This window comes from Salmonella sp. 32100201201700099SM (genome assembly GCF_017572645.1).
Classification (GTDB): domain Bacteria; phylum Pseudomonadota; class Gammaproteobacteria; order Enterobacterales; family Enterobacteriaceae; genus Salmonella; species Salmonella enterica.
Genome location: NZ_JAGERQ010000005.1, coordinates 312,767 through 330,961, shown reverse-complemented (window position 1 = coordinate 330,961; position 18,195 = coordinate 312,767). Strand labels below are relative to the sequence as shown.

14 protein-coding genes are annotated in these 18,195 nt (G+C 56.8%); 10 read left to right on the top strand and 4 right to left on the bottom strand.

The annotated features are described in order from the left end of the window. The first annotated feature begins 22 nt into the window (after positions 1 to 22). The 3 genes from J4685_RS10915 to wzz(fepE) all read left to right on the top strand — a co-directional run bounded on the left by J4685_RS10915 (position 23) and on the right by wzz(fepE) (position 5,508). The gene (locus J4685_RS10915; RefSeq protein ID WP_000396011.1) at positions 23 to 241 is read left to right on the top strand and encodes an MbtH family protein; all 219 of its coding nucleotides are present in this window, start codon (positions 23 to 25) and stop codon (positions 239 to 241) included. Beyond that, positions 238 to 4,122, top strand: coding sequence for an enterobactin non-ribosomal peptide synthetase EntF (entF, locus tag J4685_RS10910; RefSeq protein ID WP_000194148.1), 3,885 nt, complete (start codon positions 238 to 240; stop codon positions 4,120 to 4,122). Before J4685_RS10915 ends, entF begins: the two co-directional genes overlap by 4 nt. A gap of 249 nt (positions 4,123 to 4,371) precedes the next feature. Next, a complete protein-coding gene (wzz(fepE), locus tag J4685_RS10905; protein ID WP_001139584.1) occupies positions 4,372 to 5,508 on the top strand; it encodes an LPS O-antigen length regulator Wzz(fepE) in 1,137 nt (378 codons plus the stop codon). Positions 5,509 to 5,560: 52 nt separating this feature from the next. Here the strand turns inward: wzz(fepE) and fepC are convergent, their stop codons facing one another. The 3 genes from fepC to fepD are packed head-to-tail and all read right to left on the bottom strand — an operon-like array spanning position 5,561 to position 8,348. Continuing rightward, positions 5,561 to 6,355 carry an iron-enterobactin ABC transporter ATP-binding protein gene (fepC, locus tag J4685_RS10900; protein WP_000140618.1) on the bottom strand — a complete coding sequence of 265 codons (795 nt, stop codon included), beginning with the start codon at positions 6,353 to 6,355 and terminating at the stop codon, positions 5,561 to 5,563. Beyond that, positions 6,352 to 7,341, bottom strand: coding sequence for an iron-enterobactin ABC transporter permease (fepG, locus tag J4685_RS10895; RefSeq protein ID WP_000480056.1), 990 nt, complete (start codon positions 7,339 to 7,341; stop codon positions 6,352 to 6,354). Before fepG ends, fepC begins: the two co-directional genes overlap by 4 nt. Further along, a complete protein-coding gene (gene fepD, locus J4685_RS10890) occupies positions 7,341 to 8,348 on the bottom strand; it encodes a Fe(3+)-siderophore ABC transporter permease (RefSeq protein WP_001277879.1) in 1,008 nt (335 codons plus the stop codon). Before fepD ends, fepG begins: the two co-directional genes overlap by 1 nt. A 110-nt stretch (positions 8,349 to 8,458) precedes the next feature. Between fepD and entS the strand changes: the two genes are divergently transcribed. Then, entirely contained in the window at positions 8,459 to 9,703 is a 1,245-nt protein-coding gene (gene entS / locus J4685_RS10885) for an enterobactin transporter EntS (protein WP_001081664.1), read from the top strand. A gap of 62 nt (positions 9,704 to 9,765) precedes the next feature. On the opposite strand, the gene fepB is transcribed toward entS, so the two are convergent. Beyond that, on the bottom strand, positions 9,766 to 10,722 hold the full coding sequence (gene fepB / locus J4685_RS10880; protein ID WP_001238996.1) for a Fe2+-enterobactin ABC transporter substrate-binding protein: 957 nt from the start codon (positions 10,720 to 10,722) through the stop codon (positions 9,766 to 9,768). A gap of 308 nt (positions 10,723 to 11,030) precedes the next feature. Between fepB and entC the strand changes: the two genes are divergently transcribed. From entC to cstA, 6 genes are all read left to right on the top strand, one after another. Further along, entirely contained in the window at positions 11,031 to 12,206 is a 1,176-nt protein-coding gene (entC, locus tag J4685_RS10875; protein ID WP_000367600.1) for an isochorismate synthase EntC, read from the top strand. Positions 12,207 to 12,215: 9 nt separating this feature from the next. Next, positions 12,216 to 13,826, top strand: coding sequence for a (2,3-dihydroxybenzoyl)adenylate synthase EntE (gene entE, locus J4685_RS10870; RefSeq protein ID WP_001222442.1), 1,611 nt, complete (start codon positions 12,216 to 12,218; stop codon positions 13,824 to 13,826). 13 nt (positions 13,827 to 13,839) lie between these two features. Next, on the top strand, positions 13,840 to 14,697 hold the full coding sequence (locus tag J4685_RS10865) for an isochorismatase (RefSeq protein WP_001007166.1): 858 nt from the start codon (positions 13,840 to 13,842) through the stop codon (positions 14,695 to 14,697). Continuing rightward, a complete protein-coding gene (entA, locus tag J4685_RS10860; RefSeq protein WP_001112172.1) occupies positions 14,697 to 15,452 on the top strand; it encodes a 2,3-dihydro-2,3-dihydroxybenzoate dehydrogenase EntA in 756 nt (251 codons plus the stop codon). Before J4685_RS10865 ends, entA begins: the two co-directional genes overlap by 1 nt. A gap of 2 nt (positions 15,453 to 15,454) precedes the next feature. After that, on the top strand, positions 15,455 to 15,868 hold the full coding sequence (entH, locus tag J4685_RS10855; protein ID WP_000637964.1) for a proofreading thioesterase EntH: 414 nt from the start codon (positions 15,455 to 15,457) through the stop codon (positions 15,866 to 15,868). A gap of 181 nt (positions 15,869 to 16,049) precedes the next feature. Beyond that, complete coding sequence (gene cstA / locus J4685_RS10850) at positions 16,050 to 18,155, top strand: pyruvate/proton symporter CstA (RefSeq protein WP_001043113.1); 2,106 nt, start codon at positions 16,050 to 16,052, stop codon at positions 18,153 to 18,155. Positions 18,156 to 18,195: the final 40 nt, after the last annotated feature.

Below are 18,195 nucleotides of genomic sequence, written 5' to 3'. Positions count from 1 at the left end.
ATGTCCATGACAGGAGTTGAGTATGGAATTCAGTAATCCCTTCGATAATCCGCAGGGACAGTTTTACATCCTGCAAAATGCGCAGCGTCAATTCAGCCTTTGGCCAGCGGCGTGCGCGCTTCCCGCAGGATGGGGCGTGGTATGCGAACCGCAATCGCAGGACGCGTGCCAGCAGTGGCTTAATACGCGCTGGACAACACTGAATCCGGCGCATTATGCCGATAAGCAGGAGGCGAAATGACGCAGCGTTTACCGTTAGTCGCCGCCCAGCCGGGGATCTGGATGGCGGAAAAACTCTCTGATTTACCCTCCGCCTGGAGCGTGGCGCACTATGTGGAACTGAATGGCGAGCTGGATGCCCCCTTGCTGGCAAAAGCGGTAGCGGTAGGGATGCAACAGGCGGATACGCTACGGATGCGTTTTACCGAAGAGAACGGCGAGGTCTGGCAATGGATAGATCCTGAGCACACCTTCGGCGAGCCCCCGATTGCCGATTTACGCGACCAGCCCGATCCGCATCACGCGGCGCTGGCGTTAATGCAGGCGGATTTACGGCAAAACCTGCGCGCAGATAGCGGTAAGCCGCTGGCGTTTCACCAGTTAATCCGCATTGATGATACCCGCTGGTATTGGTATCAGCGCTATCACCATTTGCTGGTGGATGGCTTTAGCTTCCCGGCGATAACCCGCCAGATTGCGGCGATTTATCGCGCCTGGCAGAGCGACGCCCCTACGCCGGAGTCGCCTTTTACCCCCTTTGCGGATGTGGTCGAGGAATATCAGCGCTATCGCCAGAGCGAGGCCTGGCAGCGTGACGGCGCCTTCTGGGCGCAGCAGCGCCGCGAGCTGCCGCCGCCGGCGTCAATTTCTGCCGCGCCGCTGCCGGGGCGGTCGGCGAGCGCGGGTATTCTGCGTATGAAATTGAGCGCGCCGGCGGGGGCGTTTCGCCAACTGGCGGCGCACATGCCTGAGATACCGCGAGCGGATCTTGCCCTGGCGCTGGTGACGTTGTGGCTGGGACGATTATGCGGGCGAATGGATTATGCCGCTGGATTTATCTTTATGCGGCGGATGGGATCGGCGGCGTTAACGGCGACCGGGCCTGTCCTTAACGTGTTGCCGCTGGCGGTGAACCTTCATGCGACGGAAGATCTGCCAACACTGGCGAAGCGTCTTGCGGCGCAGTTAAAGAAGATGCGCCGCCACCAGCGTTACGACGCCGAACAGATTGTACGCGATAGCGGGCGAGCCGCAGGGGAGACGCCGCTATTTGGCCCGGTGCTCAATATAAAAGTATTTGATTATCATCTGGATCTTCCTGGCATACAGGCGCAAACCCATACCCTGGCGACGGGGCCGGTTAACGATCTTGAACTGGCGCTTTTTCCGGATGAAAACGGCGGTCTGGATATTGAATTGCTGGCGAATGCACAGCGTTACGATGATGCCACGCTCTCCCGCCATGCCTTACGATTGATGGCGCTTATCACGCAGTTTGCGGATAACCCGGCGCTGTGCTGCGGCGATGCGCAAATGCTGCTGGCGGAAGAACAAACGCAATTAACACACCTTAATAATACGGCGGTAACGATTCCCGCCGCCACGCTTAGCGATTTGGTGGCGCAGCAGGCGCAAAAAACGCCAGAGGCTTCCGCGTTGGCAGATGCGCACTATCATTTTACCTACCGTGAAATGCGTGAACAGGTTGTGGCGCTGGCGTACGCGCTGCGGGAACGCGGCGTTCAGCCTGGCGATAGCGTGGCGGTGGCGTTGCCGCGGTCGGTTTTCCTGACCTTAGCGCTGCATGGCATTGTCGAGGCGGGCGCCGCCTGGCTGCCGCTGGATACCGGTTATCCTGACGATCGGCTGCGAATGATGTTGGAAGATGCGCAGCCGAAACTGTTAATTACGACTCAGGCGCAGCTGGCGCGCTTTCACGATATTCCGGGGATGGAATATTTGTGTTATAGCCAACCGCTACCGGTCAGTGACGCCACTCCGCTGGGGCTGTCGCTACCGCATCATACCGCTTACATCATTTTCACCTCTGGTTCGACGGGCAGGCCGAAAGGGGTGATGGTGGGACAAACGGCGATAGTCAACCGGCTGCTGTGGATGCAGGATCACTATCCGTTGACGGCGGATGATGTAGTAGCGCAAAAAACACCGTGCAGTTTTGACGTCTCAGTATGGGAGTTTTTCTGGCCGTTTATCGCCGGGGCGAAACTGGTGATGGCTGAACCGGAAGCGCACCGCGATCCGCTCGCGATGCAGCGGTTCTTTGCGCAATACGGCGTCACGACCACCCATTTTGTGCCGTCGATGCTGGCGGCCTTTATTGCCTCGCTCACGCCAGCGTCGGCGGGGAAAAGCTGCGCTTCCTTAAAGCGCGTTTTCTGTAGCGGCGAGGCCCTGCCGACGGCGCTGTGCCGCGAATGGGAGACGTTAACCAACGCGCCGCTACACAATCTGTACGGGCCAACGGAGGCCGCGGTGGATGTGAGCTGGTATCCGGCCTGTGGCGATGAGCTGGCGGCTGTTGACGGCAACAGCATCCCGATTGGTTATCCCGTCTGGAATACCGGTTTACGTATTCTCGATGCGCATATGCAGCCGGTGCCGCCGGGCGTGGCTGGCGATCTCTATCTTACCGGTATCCAACTGGCGCAGGGCTATCTGGGGCGTCCGGATCTTACCGCCAGCCGTTTTATCGCCGATCCTTTTGCGCCAGGCGAACGGATGTACCGTACCGGAGATGTGGCGCGCTGGCTGGATTCCGGCGCGGTGGAGTACCTGGGGCGCAGCGACGATCAGCTCAAAATTCGGGGGCAACGTATTGAACTGGGCGAGATTGACCGCGTCATGCAAACGCTGCCGGATGTTGAACAGGCGGTAGCACATGCCTGCGTCTTTAATCAGGCGGCGGCGACGGGCGGGGATGCCCGGCAACTGGTCGGCTATCTGGTGTCGCACTCCGGTTTGCCGCTGGATTTACCGGCGCTGCAGGAAAAATTACGCCAAAAACTTCCCGCGCATATGGTGCCAGTTGTGCTGTTGCAACTTACCAGCTTGCCGCTTAGCGCTAATGGCAAGCTGGATCGTAAAGCCCTGCCGCTGCCGGACCTGACGCCGCGCGTGAAAGGGCGTGCGCCGCAGTCCGCAACGGAGATTGCTGTCGCCGCGGCGTTTTCCCGCCTGCTGGGCTGTGAGATTAACGACGTTGAAAGTGATTTCTTTGCGCTGGGCGGACACTCGCTGCTGGCGATGAAACTGGCCGCGCAGCTAAGCCAGACGTTTAACCGCCAGGTGACGCCGGGGCAGGTGATGGTGGCGTCTGACGTGGCGCAGTTAAGTAAGCTGCTCGATACTGACGATGACGAACGCTCGCGCAATCTGGGGTTCGGGCCGCTGTTGCCGCTGCGTGAAAGCGATGGTCCAACGTTATTTTGTTTCCATCCGGCGTCGGGGTTCGCCTGGCAATTTAGCGTATTATCACGCTATCTCAGCCCGTCGTGGTCGATTATGGGGATTCAGTCGCCGTGCCCCGCTGGCCCTATGCAAACCGCAACCACCCTTGATGAGGTATGTGAACATCATCTGGCGACATTGCTCGCCCGGCAGCCGAATGGCCCTTATTATTTATTAGGCTATTCGCTGGGCGGGACGCTGGCGCAAGGGATCGCCGCCCGGTTGCGCGCGCACGGCGAAACCGTGGCGTTCTTGGGATTACTGGACACCTGGCCGCCGGAAACGCAAAACTGGCGGGAAAAAGAGGCGAATGGCCTCAATCCGGACGTATTGGCGGAAATTGAACGCGAACGCGCAGCGTTTGTCGCCGCGCAGCAGGGAAATGCCTCCGACGCCTTATTTACCGCCATTGAAGGCAATTATGCGGATGCCGTCCGTTTGCTGACGACGGCGCATAGCGTACCGTTTGATGGACATGCCACGCTCTTTGTGGCGGATAAAACGGTGCCGGAAGGCGTATCGCCTGAACAGAGCTGGTCGCCGTGGATAGCGTCTTTGGCTATTTATCGCCAGCCGTGCGCGCATGTAGATATTATTTCTCCCTCCGCTTTTGAAACTATCGGGCCCATCATCAGCGAACTTATTAATAAATAACGGGCGTTGTTTCTGCCTTTAACAAATTAAATCCTGAAACCCATAATAATGACTAATTATTATGGGTTTTTTATTGCAACTATTAATTCTTTTAACATAAGTGATACATGCTACAGGCAAGTTTAATTCCGAATATTTAGCTTTTCGGGCACTGGCGCGTAAAGATTGTTTCGGATAATTCTGACTTGCTGTTAGAATCTCTGACAGGAATGTGTTCTTTCATTGGATAAAGTTTTCAGGTCATACGGCATGCCATCTCTTAATGTAAAACAAGAAAAAAATCAGTCATTTGCAGGTTACTCACTGCCGCCCGCCAACAGTCATGAAATCGATTTGTTTAGCCTTATAGAGGTGTTATGGCAGGCGAAACGTCGTATTCTTGCTACCGTTTTCGCCTTTGCGTGCGTGGGGTTGCTTCTGTCCTTTCTGCTGCCGCAAAAATGGACCAGCCAGGCGATTGTCACACCGGCGGAGTCGGTACAGTGGCAGGGGCTGGAGAGAACGTTGACCGCGCTGCGCGTGTTGGATATGGAGGTAAGCGTTGATCGGGGCAGCGTATTTAATCTGTTTATTAAAAAGTTTAGCTCGCCCTCGCTGCTGGAAGAATATCTTCGTTCTTCTCCGTATGTCATGGATCAATTAAAAGGTGCGCAAATAGACGAGCAGGATCTTCACCGGGCGATTGTCCTGCTGAGCGAAAAAATGAAAGCGGTGGACAGTAATGTCGGCAAGAAAAATGAAACGTCGTTATTCACGTCGTGGACGCTGAGTTTTACCGCGCCGACGCGGGAAGAAGCGCAAAAAGTGCTGGCTGGCTATATTCAGTACATCTCCGATATCGTCGTGAAAGAGACGCTGGAAAATATTCGTAACCAGCTGGAAATCAAAACCCGCTATGAGCAGGAAAAGCTGGCGATGGATCGGGTGCGTCTCAAAAATCAGCTTGATGCCAATATTCAACGTCTTCATTATTCGCTGGAAATCGCCAACGCCGCCGGTATTAAGAGACCGGTTTACAGCAATGGTCAGGCGGTAAAAGATGATCCGGATTTTTCTATTTCTCTCGGCGCGGATGGTATTTCCCGCAAACTGGAAATTGAAAAAGGGGTAACGGACGTGGCCGAGATCGACGGTGATTTGCGTAACCGTCAATACCATGTTGAACAACTGGCGGCAATGAATGTGAGTGACGTGAAGTTTACCCCGTTTAAATATCAATTGTCGCCGTCTCTGCCAGTGAAAAAAGATGGCCCGGGTAAAGCCATCATTATTATCCTGGCGGCGTTGATTGGCGGTATGATGGCCTGCGGCGGCGTATTACTGCGTCACGCGATGGTCTCGCGTAAAATGGAAAACGCGCTGGCGATAGATGAACGGTTAGTCTGATTTACCCGAAAAGCCGGATAGCGATATCCGGCTTTGTCATCTGTGTGGGCGACTATCGCCGCCCCAGCGGTACCACCAGCGGCGTCCCGGCAACCGGATCGTCGATAATCATACAGCGCAGCCCATAGATTTTTTCGATAAGCTCAGCGGTAACAATCTCTTTCGGCGCGCCCTGTGCGACAATGTTACCTTCGCGTAATGCAATCAAATGTGTGGCGTATCGGCAGGCCTGATTCAGGTCGTGCAGGACGGCGGCTAGCGTATAGCCTTTTTCGCGGTTGAGATCGCTTAACAATTCCAACAAATCAATTTGATGGCTAATATCCAGCCACGTTGTCGGCTCATCCAGCAGCATGATGGACGTTTCCTGCGCCAGCACCATGGCTATCCACGCCCGCTGACGTTGGCCGCCGGACAGAGTATCTACGCTTTGCGCCGCCAGTGAGGTGATACCTGTTGCACGCATGGCACTGGCGACGGCATCGGCATCTTCCTTACGCCAGCGGGTAAATAACGGCTGATGCGGATAACGCCCTCTGGCGACCAGCTCTTGTACGGTGATATCGCCCGGCGTAGTGGCGTTTTGCGCCAGCAATCCGATGCGCCGCGCCACCTCTTTACTGGCGTAATGCTGTATCTGTTCGCCATCCAGCCAGACATGGCCGTCAACAGGCGTCATCAGACGGCTTAGCGTGCGTAGCAACGTTGACTTGCCGCAGCCGTTAGGGCCGATGATGGCGGTAAAATGGCCGTCCGGAATCGAAACATTAAGGTTTTTTGCGACGGTATAGCTGCCATAACCCAGCGTTAACTGGTCGCCGCGCAAACGGGCTACGGATTCGGTCATTTTTTGCGGGACTCCTGAATTAACAAGACGATAAGGTAAATACCGCCGAGGCTGACGGTGACCACGCCCACTGGAAGCTGATAAGGCATAAACAGTTGCTGCGCGCACGCATCGGCGGCCAGTAGTAATAACGCGCCGCACAGCGCCGACTGGGTTAATCCCCAGCGCGCTGTGCCGCTAAGACGGCGGGCGATGTGCGGCGCGACAAGGGCAATAAACGAGATGGGGCCAGCCAGTGCCGTTGCAGCTGCGGTGAGCGACACCGCCACCAGCATCAGCATCAGGCGTGACCGCTCCACGCTAACACCCAGCGCGCAGGCGCTGTCATCGCCCATCTCCAGCAGCCGCATACGACGCACCAGTAGCGCGGCGCCTGTCAGCATCACAATAATCAGCGGCGCCGAAGGCCAGGTTTTTGCCCATGTCAGACCGTTGAGCGACCCGGCGTTCCATAAGCCGGCGGTGAGCGCCGTTTCCAGCGACGCCTGCAACAGAAGCCAGGTATTAAAGGCGACTAACATCGCGCGGATGCCGATACCGATAATAATCAACCGGAAAGTTTCAATCCCGTTACGCCAGGCGAGCAGCCAGACAATCAATGACGTGACGATACCGCCCGCCATTGCCGCCAGCGCGATCGCGGTAAGATGCTGGCCAAACAGGACCATTGCGACCAGTACGCCGCTCCAGGCGCCGGTATTAAAGCCCATTACATCAGGGCTACCTAGCGGGTTACGCATCAACGACTGAAAAATCGCGCCACTGACGCCAAGCGCAGCGCCAATCAGCAGCGCCATTAATACGCGCGGTAGTCGCCATTCGGTTACGACAAGGGTGATGTTACGCGGCGCGTCGCCCAGCAGTGCGGCAATAATCTGCACGGTATCAAGAGGCACGGCGCCGCTTTGCAGGCTCCATAAGCCAATGGCGAAGCAGCCAGCCGCCAGAAGCAGGCAACTTACGATAAGCCGACGAGAAAGAAACATCACAGGCCGCCTCCGTTCGATTTACGGCGTACCAGAAAAATAAGTACCGGCGCGCCGATAAACGCACTGACGACCGATACGCGGAGTTCGCCCGGCACCAACAGACGACCAATAATATCGGCAAAAAGCAGCAGAGCAGGGGTTGCCAGTAGCGTCACTGGCAGCGACCAGCGGTGGTCTGCGCCCACCAGCCAACGCGCCATATGCGGCATCATCAGACCAATAAAGGCGATAGGGCCGACCAGCGCCGTTGCGCTGCCGCACAAGACGGTAATCGCCAGTAAACCGATAAGTTGGGTGCGCGCCACTTTACTCCCCAGCGCCGTCGCGGTATCGCTGCCGAGGCTCAGGCTGTTCAGCGCACGGCTCAGAAATAGCGCCACGATCCCAGCGATAACCACGGGCGCGAGCGCGACTTTCAACGTTTGCAGGCTGCGAATATCCAGCGATCCCGCCTGCCAGAAGCGAAGCTGGTCATAGACCTCTGGATTTAACAGCGCGATGCCGCTGGTCAATCCTTCCAGTACCGCGCCAAGCGCCACGCCCGCCAGTGTCAGGCGAACCGGGCTTAACTGGCCGCCGCCCTGACTACCGGTGAAGGCGACAATCAGCGATGCGATAAGCGCGCCGCTAAATGCCATGAAAAGCTGTTCCAGCGGCGTGGAGAAACCAAACAGCGCCGCGCCCAGTACAATGGCGAAGCTGGCGCCGTTGTTAACGCCCAGAATCCCCGGGTCGGCGAGCGGGTTGCGAGTGAGTGTTTGCATGAGCGCCCCGGCGAGACCCAACGCGCCGCCTGCCAGTAATCCGGCCAGCGTACGCGGCAAACGCGCATCCAGGACGATGGTGCAATCGGCGCTTTGGCACACGCCGGTGAACGCCTCCAGCACGACGGCGGCGGGCAGCGGTTTCGCGCCAATGACCAGGCTTAAAACCGCGGCGAGACTCAGTAATAACAACAATCCGGGCACGGCAAACGCGCGCGTCACGGAAAACGAGCATGACATAGTAACTTCCCTGATAATGATAGTAATTATCGTTATCTATCTTATTTGGTTATGTTAGCATGTGCAGCCATTGAATGGATATTAAAAAAAACTCGCATTAAGGCGTTGTAATGAATCGACAATCCTGGCTGCTCAATCTCAGCCTGTTGAAGACGCACCCTGCATTTCGCGCAGTATTTCTGGCCCGTTTTATCTCTATTGTCTCGCTGGGGCTGCTTGGCGTGGCGGTTCCGGTACAGATCCAAATGATGACGCACTCTACCTGGCAGGTAGGGCTGTCGGTAACGTTAACCGGCGGCGCCATGTTTATTGGCTTAATGGTGGGCGGCGTACTGGCCGATCGCTACGAACGCAAAAAGGTGATTCTGCTGGCGCGCGGTACTTGCGGTATTGGCTTTATTGGCCTGTGTGTGAACGCGCTGCTGCCGGAACCATCATTGCTGGCGATATATCTCCTTGGCCTGTGGGACGGCTTTTTCGCGTCTCTGGGCGTGACCGCGTTACTGGCGGCGACGCCAGCGCTGGTCGGAAGAGAAAATCTGATGCAGGCCGGCGCGATTACCATGCTGACGGTACGTCTGGGATCGGTCATTTCGCCGATGTTGGGGGGCATATTGCTTGCCAGCGGCGGCGTAGCCTGGAACTATGGGCTGGCGGCCGCCGGGACGTTTATTACGCTATTGCCGTTACTGACGCTGCCGCGACTGCCTGTCCCTCCGCAGCCGCGGGAAAATCCATTTCTCGCGTTACTGGCGGCATTTCGTTTTTTGCTCGCCTGTCCGCTTATCGGCGGTATCGCGCTGCTTGGCGGTCTGGTGACGATGGCAAGCGCGGTACGCGTACTCTATCCGGCGCTGGCGATGAGCTGGCAGATGTCGGCGGCGCAAATCGGTTTGCTGTATGCGGCAATTCCGCTGGGGGCGGCCATTGGCGCGCTGACCAGCGGACAACTGGCGCATAGCGTTCGTCCGGGGCTCATTATGCTGGTTTCGACAGTCGGTTCTTTTCTGGCGGTGGGGCTGTTCGCCATCATGCCGGTCTGGATCGCAGGTGTTATCTGTCTGGCGCTATTTGGCTGGCTTAGCGCCATCAGTTCGTTATTACAATACACCCTGCTGCAAACCCAGACGCCGGAAAATATGCTGGGGCGAATGAACGGCCTGTGGACCGCGCAAAACGTCACGGGAGACGCTATCGGCGCGGCGCTGTTAGGCGGTCTTGGCGCAATGATGACGCCGGTCGCTTCCGCGAGCGTGAGTGGATTCGGGCTGGTGATTATCGGTTTGCTGCTGCTGTTAGTGCTGGGCGAGCTACGCCGTTTTCGCCAGACGTCGCCGGTTAGCGATGCTGGCTGATGAAGAGGCGTTTATCCGACCGACCAAATCTGTCTGGTCAGTCGGATAAGACTCCGATAAGGCTAAAACAGGGCGGCTAGCCGGTTAAGCAGCAACGTTGCGCTGTAATAATCCAGACGGAACGTCTCCGTACCCAGGGCATAGACGCGCTTATTTTGCACTGCTGGCAGGTGCGCCAGCAGTGGATTGGCGTAAAGGGCCGCGACATCGTTGTTGTCGCCGGCAAACAGGAAAAGAGATTCGCCGTTTAACCCGGCGGCCAGATTTTCACCGCCAAGCTGAATGATATCGTGGCGCTTACCCTGGCTTTTGCTGGTTTGCAGCCCTTGGGGCAATGTCGCCAGCGTAAAGCCTACCTGCGTCAATAGCTTGCCTTGTGTTGATTCTGGCGTCCACAGATTGGCGCTATGCGCGGCAGGAGTATACACCAGCGCGCTAACCGGCTGCGGCGGCAGGGCGATTCGCTGTTTAACCGTCGTCAGTTGCGCCTCAAATTCCGCTATTCGCGCGGCGGCCTGTTTCTCCTGGCCGGTGATCTCGCCAAGCTGCGTGAGCAAACTCTGCCAGCTTTTATCGTCATAATTGATGACGAGCGTCGGCGCGATAGCGGAGAGCTGATCGTAAAGCGCCAGCGCGGAGTCGCCGCCGGTGGCGCTAATCAAAATGAGATCCGGCATTTGCGCGGCGACCGTTTCGGCATTCGGTTCGCCGATGTACAGCCGGGCGACATGGCGAGCCTTTGCTACGTCACTCCACTGGCGCATAAACCCTTGATCGTCAGCAAAGCGGTTATTCGGCGTAGTAGCCCCGCTGGCGACGACGGGCGCATCAATCGCCAGCAGCGAGCCTGTTAACGTCACGCTGGTAGAGACGATACGCGCGGGTTTGTGGTCCAGAGTATGAACGCCGCGGCTGTCCTGGATTTGCCGGGGCCAACCGGCGTCCTGGGCTAAGGATATTCCTGAAATTGATAAACCAACCACTAAAAGCAGCCAACGATAAAAGGCGGGGAGTCTCACAATAGCGTCCTGTTATTAATAAAGTTAATACTTCTCATTTTCATGTCAGCAGCAGCGAGATGCAAGCCTTAGTGCCATTTAAGTCATGACCAGAGTTGACAGAGCGACGTTTTACTCTTAGGTTAGCGCACTAAAAATAGAAATAATAATCATTATTATACACAAAATCATTCAAGAAGCATCGCGACGGCAAGGGAAGAAATCCCTGCGAGCATAGATAACTGTGTGACCGGGGTTTCTGAGCGCAGCCAACAAAGAGGCAGCTTGAAGGATGAAGTGTATATAAGCCTTTATCATTGGAGGATGATATGGATATGTCACTGGCCGAGGACGCTCAGGAGACAATGGCAACACTTGCTCCCGATCGCTTTTTCTTCATGTCGCCGTATCGCAGTTTTACCACTTCCGGGTGCTTCGCCCGTTATACCGAGCCTGCGGTTGCCGGCGATTCGCCGGATAGCCCTTTCCAGCAGAAATTGCGCCAGCAGTTTGCCGAGGCCAAATCGCAGGGCATCGCCAACCCTATCTTGGTGGGGGCGATCCCCTTTGATACCCGTCAGCCGTCGTCGCTATTTATCCCGATGGCGTGGCAGTCCTTTTCCCGCCAGCAAAAGCAGCGCACGGCGCGTTATTTTACTGACCATCAGTCGCTGACGGTGACGGCGCGAAAGGCGATTCCCGAGCAGGATGCTTTTGAAGCGATGGTCGCACGCGCGGCTATGCTGACCGCCACGCCAGACGTCGATAAAGTGGTGCTTTCCCGGCTGATAGATATCACCACTGATGTGGCGGTGGATAGCGGAGCATTGCTGGAGCGGCTGGTGGCGCAGAATCCAGTTAGTTACAACTTCCATGTGCCACTGGCGGATGGCGGCGTTCTGCTGGGCGCCAGCCCCGAATTGCTGCTACGCAAAGAGGGCGAGCGGTTTAGTTCGCTGCCGTTAGCAGGCTCGGCACGCCGACAGCCGGATGACGTTCTGGATCGCGAAGCGGGAAACCGACTGCTGGCTTCACAAAAAGATCGCCATGAACATGAGCTGGTGACGCAGGCGATGAAGCAGATCCTGCGCGATCGCAGCACGGAACTGCAATTACCTTCCTCTCCGCAGTTGATCACCACGCCGACGCTATGGCATCTCGGTACGCCGTTTGAGGGCAAGGCCAACGCCGGAGAAAACGCGCTGACGCTGGCCTGTCTGCTGCATCCGACCCCTGCGTTAAGCGGTTTCCCCCATCAGGCCGCGAAAAAGCTGATTGCTGAACTGGAACCGTTCGATCGTGAACTGTTTGGCGGCATTGTCGGCTGGTGCGACGCCGAAGGAAACGGCGAGTGGGTAGTGACGATTCGTTGTGCGAAATTGCACGGTAATCAGGTGCGCCTGTTCGCCGGCGCCGGGATTGTTCCTGCCTCTTCGCCAGTCGGCGAGTGGCGGGAAACCGGTGTCAAGCTCTCTACGATGTTGAACGTTTTTGGACTGCATTAAGGAACGATGATGCGTATACCTTTCACCCGTTGGCCGGATGAATTTGCCCGCCGTTATCGTGAAAAAGGCTACTGGCAAGACGTGCCGTTGACCGATATTCTGACCCGCCACGCTGACAGCGATAAGATGGCGGTCATTGAAGGCGAGCGCGCATTCAGCTATCGCCAGCTAAACCAGGCCGCGGATAATCTGGCCTGCAGTTTACGCCGTCAGGGCATCAAACCTGGCGAAACCGCTCTGGTGCAACTGGGGAATGTACCGGAACTGTATATCACCTTTTTCGCCCTGTTGAAGCTTGGCGTAGCGCCCGTTCTGGCGCTGTTTAGCCATCAACGTACCGAACTTAACGCCTATGCGATGCAGATCGCGCCGACGCTGGTGATTGCCGATCGCCAACATACGCTGTTCGCCGGGGAGGACTTTCTCAACACGTTTGTGGCTGAACACCGCTCTGTGCGGGTGGTGTTATTGCGCAACGACGACGGCGATCACAGCCTGGACGCGGCGATGCGGCAGGCGGCGGAAGATTTCACCGCCACGCCATCACCTGCTGACGAAGTGGCCTACTTTCAGCTTTCCGGCGGTACTACCGGCACGCCAAAGCTTATTCCCCGTACCCATAACGACTATTACTACAGCGTGCGCCGCAGCAATGAGATTTGCGGTTTCAACGAGGAGACGCGTTTTCTGTGCGCGATTCCCGCCGCGCATAACTACGCCATGAGTTCGCCGGGCGCGCTGGGCGTTTTTCTCGCCAAAGGAACGGTAGTGCTGGCGACCGATCCTAGCGCCACGCTCTGTTTCCCGCTGATCGAAAAACACCAGATTAATGCCACGGCGTTGGTGCCGCCCGCGGTCAGTCTATGGCTACAGGCTATCCAGGAGTGGGGCGGCAATGCGCCGCTGGCGTCATTAAGGTTATTGCAGGTTGGCGGCGCGCGGCTTTCTGCGACGCTTGCCGCCCGTATTCCGGCTGAAATTGGCTGTCAGTTGCAGCAGGTCTTCGGCATGGCGGAAGGGTTAGTGAACTATACCCGGCTGGACGATAGCCCGGAACGGATTATCAATACCCAGGGAAGACCCATGTGTCCGGACGACGAAGTGTGGGTGGCGGATGCCGACGGGAATCCACTGCCGCCGGGCGAGATTGGTCGTCTGATGACGCGCGGCCCCTATACTTTTCGCGGCTATTTCAACAGTCCGCAACACAATGCCAGCGCCTTTGACGCCAACGGTTTTTACTGTTCCGGCGATCTGATCTCCATTGATCAAGACGGCTATATCACCGTTCACGGGCGTGAAAAAGATCAGATCAATCGGGGCGGCGAGAAGATAGCCGCCGAAGAGATAGAAAACCTGTTACTGCGCCACCCGGCGGTGATCCATGCGGCGCTGGTCAGCATGGAAGATGAACTGCTGGGGGAGAAAAGTTGCGCATATCTGGTGGTAAAAGAGCCGCTGCGAGCGGTACAGGTACGCCGTTTCCTGCGAGAGCAGGGCGTGGCGGAATTTAAATTACCGGATCGCGTGGAGTGCGTTGCGTCACTGCCACTGACGCCGGTTGGTAAAGTCGATAAAAAACAATTACGCCAGCGGTTGGCGTCACGTTCACCGCTCTGAAGGAGAAAGAGAGATGGCCATTCCGAAACTACAGTCTTACGCGCTGCCCACCGCACTGGATATCCCGACCAACAAAGTGAACTGGGCATTTGAGCCGGAGCGCGCGGCGCTGCTCATCCACGATATGCAGGATTACTTTGTCAGCTTTTGGGGCCGCAACTGCCCAATGATGGACCAGGTGATTGCCAATATCGCCGCCCTGCGCCAGTACTGTAAGGAACATCATATCCCGGTCTATTACACCGCTCAGCCGAAAGAGCAAAGCGATGAAGATCGCGCGTTACTCAATGATATGTGGGGGCCGGGACTGACGCGCTCTCCGGAACAGCAGAAGGTGGTAGAAGCCTTAACGCCGGATGAGGCAGATACGGTGCTGGTGAAGTGGCGTTATAGCGCGTTTCACCGCTCGCCGCTGGAACAGATGTTAAAAGATACCGGACGTAATCAGCTCATCATTACCGGCGTGTATGCGCATATTGGCTGTATGACCACCGCTACCGATGCGTTTATGCGCGACATTAAGCCGTTTATGGTGGCGGATGCGCTGGCGGATTTCAGCCGGGAAGAGCATCTGATGGCGCTGAACTATGTGGCGGGGCGTTCAGGTCGCGTCGTCATGACTGAATCGCTGCTGCCGACGCCGGTTCCTGCCAGTAAAGCGGCGCTGCGGGCGTTGATTCTGCCGTTGCTGGATGAGACTGACGAGCCGCTGGATGATGAAAACCTGATTGATTATGGCCTGGATTCAGTACGCATGATGGGGCTGGCGGCGCGCTGGCGTAAAGTACACGGCGATATCGACTTCGTGATGCTGGCGAAAAATCCGACCATTGACGCCTGGTGGGCGCTGCTCTCTCGCGGGGTAGAGTAATGCCCTGTATTGATTTTTCAGACAAAACGGTATGGGTGACCGGTGCGGGGAAAGGGATCGGTTACGCGACGGCACTGGCGTTTGTTGACGCCGGGGCGCGGGTGATCGGCTTCGATCGCGAATTTACGCAAGAGAATTATCCCTTTGCTACCGAAGTCATGGATGTGGCGGATGCCGGGCAGGTTGCGCAGGTGTGCCAGCGTGTGTTGCAAAAAACGCCGCGGCTGGATGTGCTGGTCAACGCCGCCGGTATTTTGCGTATGGGAGCGACCGATGCGCTTAGCGTTGACGACTGGCAGCAGACATTTGCGGTCAATGTGGGCGGGGCATTTAACCTGTTTTCCCAGACGATGGCGCAGTTTCGCCGTCAGCAGGGAGGGGCGATTGTCACCGTAGCCTCAGATGCGGCGCATACGCCGCGCATCGGTATGAGCGCCTACGGCGCCTCTAAAGCGGCGCTGAAAAGCCTGGCGCTAACCGTAGGGCTGGAGCTGGCGGGCTGTGGGGTGCGCTGTAATGTGGTGTCGCCCGGTTCGACCGACACCGATATGCAGCGCACGTTATGGGTAAGTGAAGATGCCGAACAGCAGCGTATTCGCGGTTTCGGCGAACAGTTTAAGCTCGGCATACCGCTCGGTAAAATCGCCCGTCCGCAGGAGATAGCCAATACCATTTTGTTTCTTGCCTCCGATCTGGCCAGCCACATTACCTTGCAGGATATCGTGGTGGACGGCGGTTCAACATTGGGAGCCTGACGATGATCTGGAAACGGCATTTAACGCTGGATGAATTGAACGCTACCAGTCAGAACACGCTGGTGGCGCATCTGGGCATTGTTTACACCCATCTGGGCGATGACGTGCTGGAGGCGGAAATGCCCGTCGATGCCCGCACTCATCAACCGTTTGGTCTGCTACACGGCGGCGCATCGGCAGCGCTGGCGGAGACGTTGGGATCAATGGCCGGTTATCTGATGACCCGCGACGGGCAGTGCGTGGTCGGGACCGAGTTAAACGCCACTCACCACCGCGCCGTCTCGCAGGGGAAAGTACGCGGCGTTTGCCTGCCGCTGCATCTGGGGCGGCAGAATCAAAGCTGGGAAATTACGCTCTTTGACGAGCAGGGGAGGCGCTGCTGCACTTGTCGCCTGGGAACGGCGGTAATGGGATAGTTCTGGCAAAGTAAAATGCAATTGCAGCATTAACGAAGAAAGGAAGTGATCTGGTTAACACTGTAATGTAAAAAATGGGTAACAATCCGGTTTTATCATGTTGTTGTGTTGTTAATTACGGTAAAGGTGTTATAGAAACAAAATGTAACATCTCTCTGGAACACCCAAACGGACAACAACTATGAATAAATCAGGGAAATACCTCGTCTGGACAGCGCTCTCAGTATTGGGTGCGTTTGCCCTGGGCTATATTGCGTTAAATCGTGGGGAACAGATCAACGCGCTATGGATCGTGGTGGCGTCGGTCTGTGTCTATCTAATTGCGTATCGTTTTTATGGGCTCTATATCGCCCAAAAAGTGCTGGCGGTTGACCCAACGCGTATGACGCCCGCGGTACGTCATAATGATGGTCTGGATTATGTCCCGACCGATAAGAAAGTGCTGTTCGGTCACCATTTTGCTGCCATTGCTGGCGCAGGTCCGCTGGTCGGGCCGGTACTGGCGGCGCAGATGGGCTATCTGCCGGGGATGATCTGGCTGCTGGCGGGCGTTGTGCTGGCGGGAGCGGTGCAGGACTTTATGGTGCTGTTCGTCTCGACCCGACGCGATGGGCGTTCGCTTGGCGAGCTGGTTAAAGAGGAGATGGGCGCGACGGCAGGGGTGATCGCGCTGGTGGCCTGCTTTATGATCATGGTGATCATTCTGGCCGTCCTGGCGATGATCGTGGTGAAAGCGCTGACCCATAGCCCGTGGGGAACGTACACTGTCGCGTTCACTATTCCACTGGCGATTTTTATGGGCATCTACCTGCGTTATCTGCGTCCGGGGCGCATCGGCGAGGTGTCGGTCATTGGGCTGGTATTTCTTATTTTCGCTATTATTTCCGGCGGATGGGTGGCGGCAAGCCCAACCTGGGCGCCGTACTTTGATTTTACTGGCGTGCAGCTTACCTGGATGCTGGTGGGTTATGGTTTTGTCGCGGCGGTACTGCCGGTCTGGCTGCTGCTCGCGCCGCGTGATTACCTCTCTACCTTCCTGAAAATTGGTACGATTGTCGGTCTGGCGGTCGGGATTCTGATTATGCGTCCGACGCTGACTATGCCGGCGCTGACCAAATTTGTTGATGGTACCGGACTGGTCTGGACGGGCGACCTGTTCCCGTTCCTGTTTATTACCATCGCCTGCGGCGCGGTATCCGGTTTCCATGCGCTCATCTCCTCCGGCACGACGCCGAAGATGTTGGCCAACGAAGGCCAGGCCTGCTTTATCGGCTACGGCGGGATGTTAATGGAATCTTTCGTCGCCATTATGGCGCTGGTCTCCGCCTGTATTATCGATCCGGGCGTTTACTTTGCGATGAATAGCCCGATGGCGGTACTGGCGCCATCGGGGACAGCGGATGTCGTAGCTTCTGCCGCGCAGGTGGTCAGTAGTTGGGGTTTCGCTATCACGCCGGATACGTTACACCAGATTGCCAATGAAGTCGGCGAACAATCCATTATCTCCCGCGCAGGCGGTGCACCAACGCTGGCGGTAGGGATGGCCTACATTTTACATGGCGCGTTGGGCGGCATGATGGATGTGGCGTTCTGGTATCACTTCGCCATTCTGTTTGAAGCGCTGTTTATTCTGACGGCGGTGGATGCGGGCACCCGTGCGGCGCGCTTTATGTTGCAGGATCTGTCGGGCGTAGTGTCGCCAGGGCTGAAACGTACCGATTCGCTGCCAGCGAACCTGCTTGCTACGGCATTGTGCGTGCTGGCGTGGGGCTATTTCCTCCATCAGGGCGTGGTCGATCCGTTGGGCGGTATTAACACCCTGTGGCCGCTGTTTGGCATCGCTAACCAGATGCTGGCGGGTATGGCGCTGATGCTTTGCGCCGTGGTACTGTTCAAAATGAAGCGTCAGCGTTATGCGTGGGTCGCGCTGGTGCCAACGGCCTGGCTGCTGATTTGTACGCTGACGGCGGGCTGGCAGAAAGCGTTTAGTCCGGATGCGAAAATCGGCTTCCTGGCCATTGCCAATAAGTTCCAGGCGATGATCGACAGCGGCAATATTCCGCCGCAGTACACCGAATCGCAGCTCGCGCAGTTGGTATTCAATAACCGTCTGGATGCCGGGCTAACCATCTTCTTTATGGTGGTGGTCGTGGTGCTGGCGGTCTTCTCTATTAAGACGGCGCTGGCCGCTCTGAAGATTGATAAACCGACGGCGAATGAAACGCCGTATGAGCCGATGCCGGAAAATGTGGATGAGATCGTGACGCAGGCGAAAGGCGCGCACTAATCTTTTTTCATCAATAGCCCTCTCCAGAATAAGGAGAGGG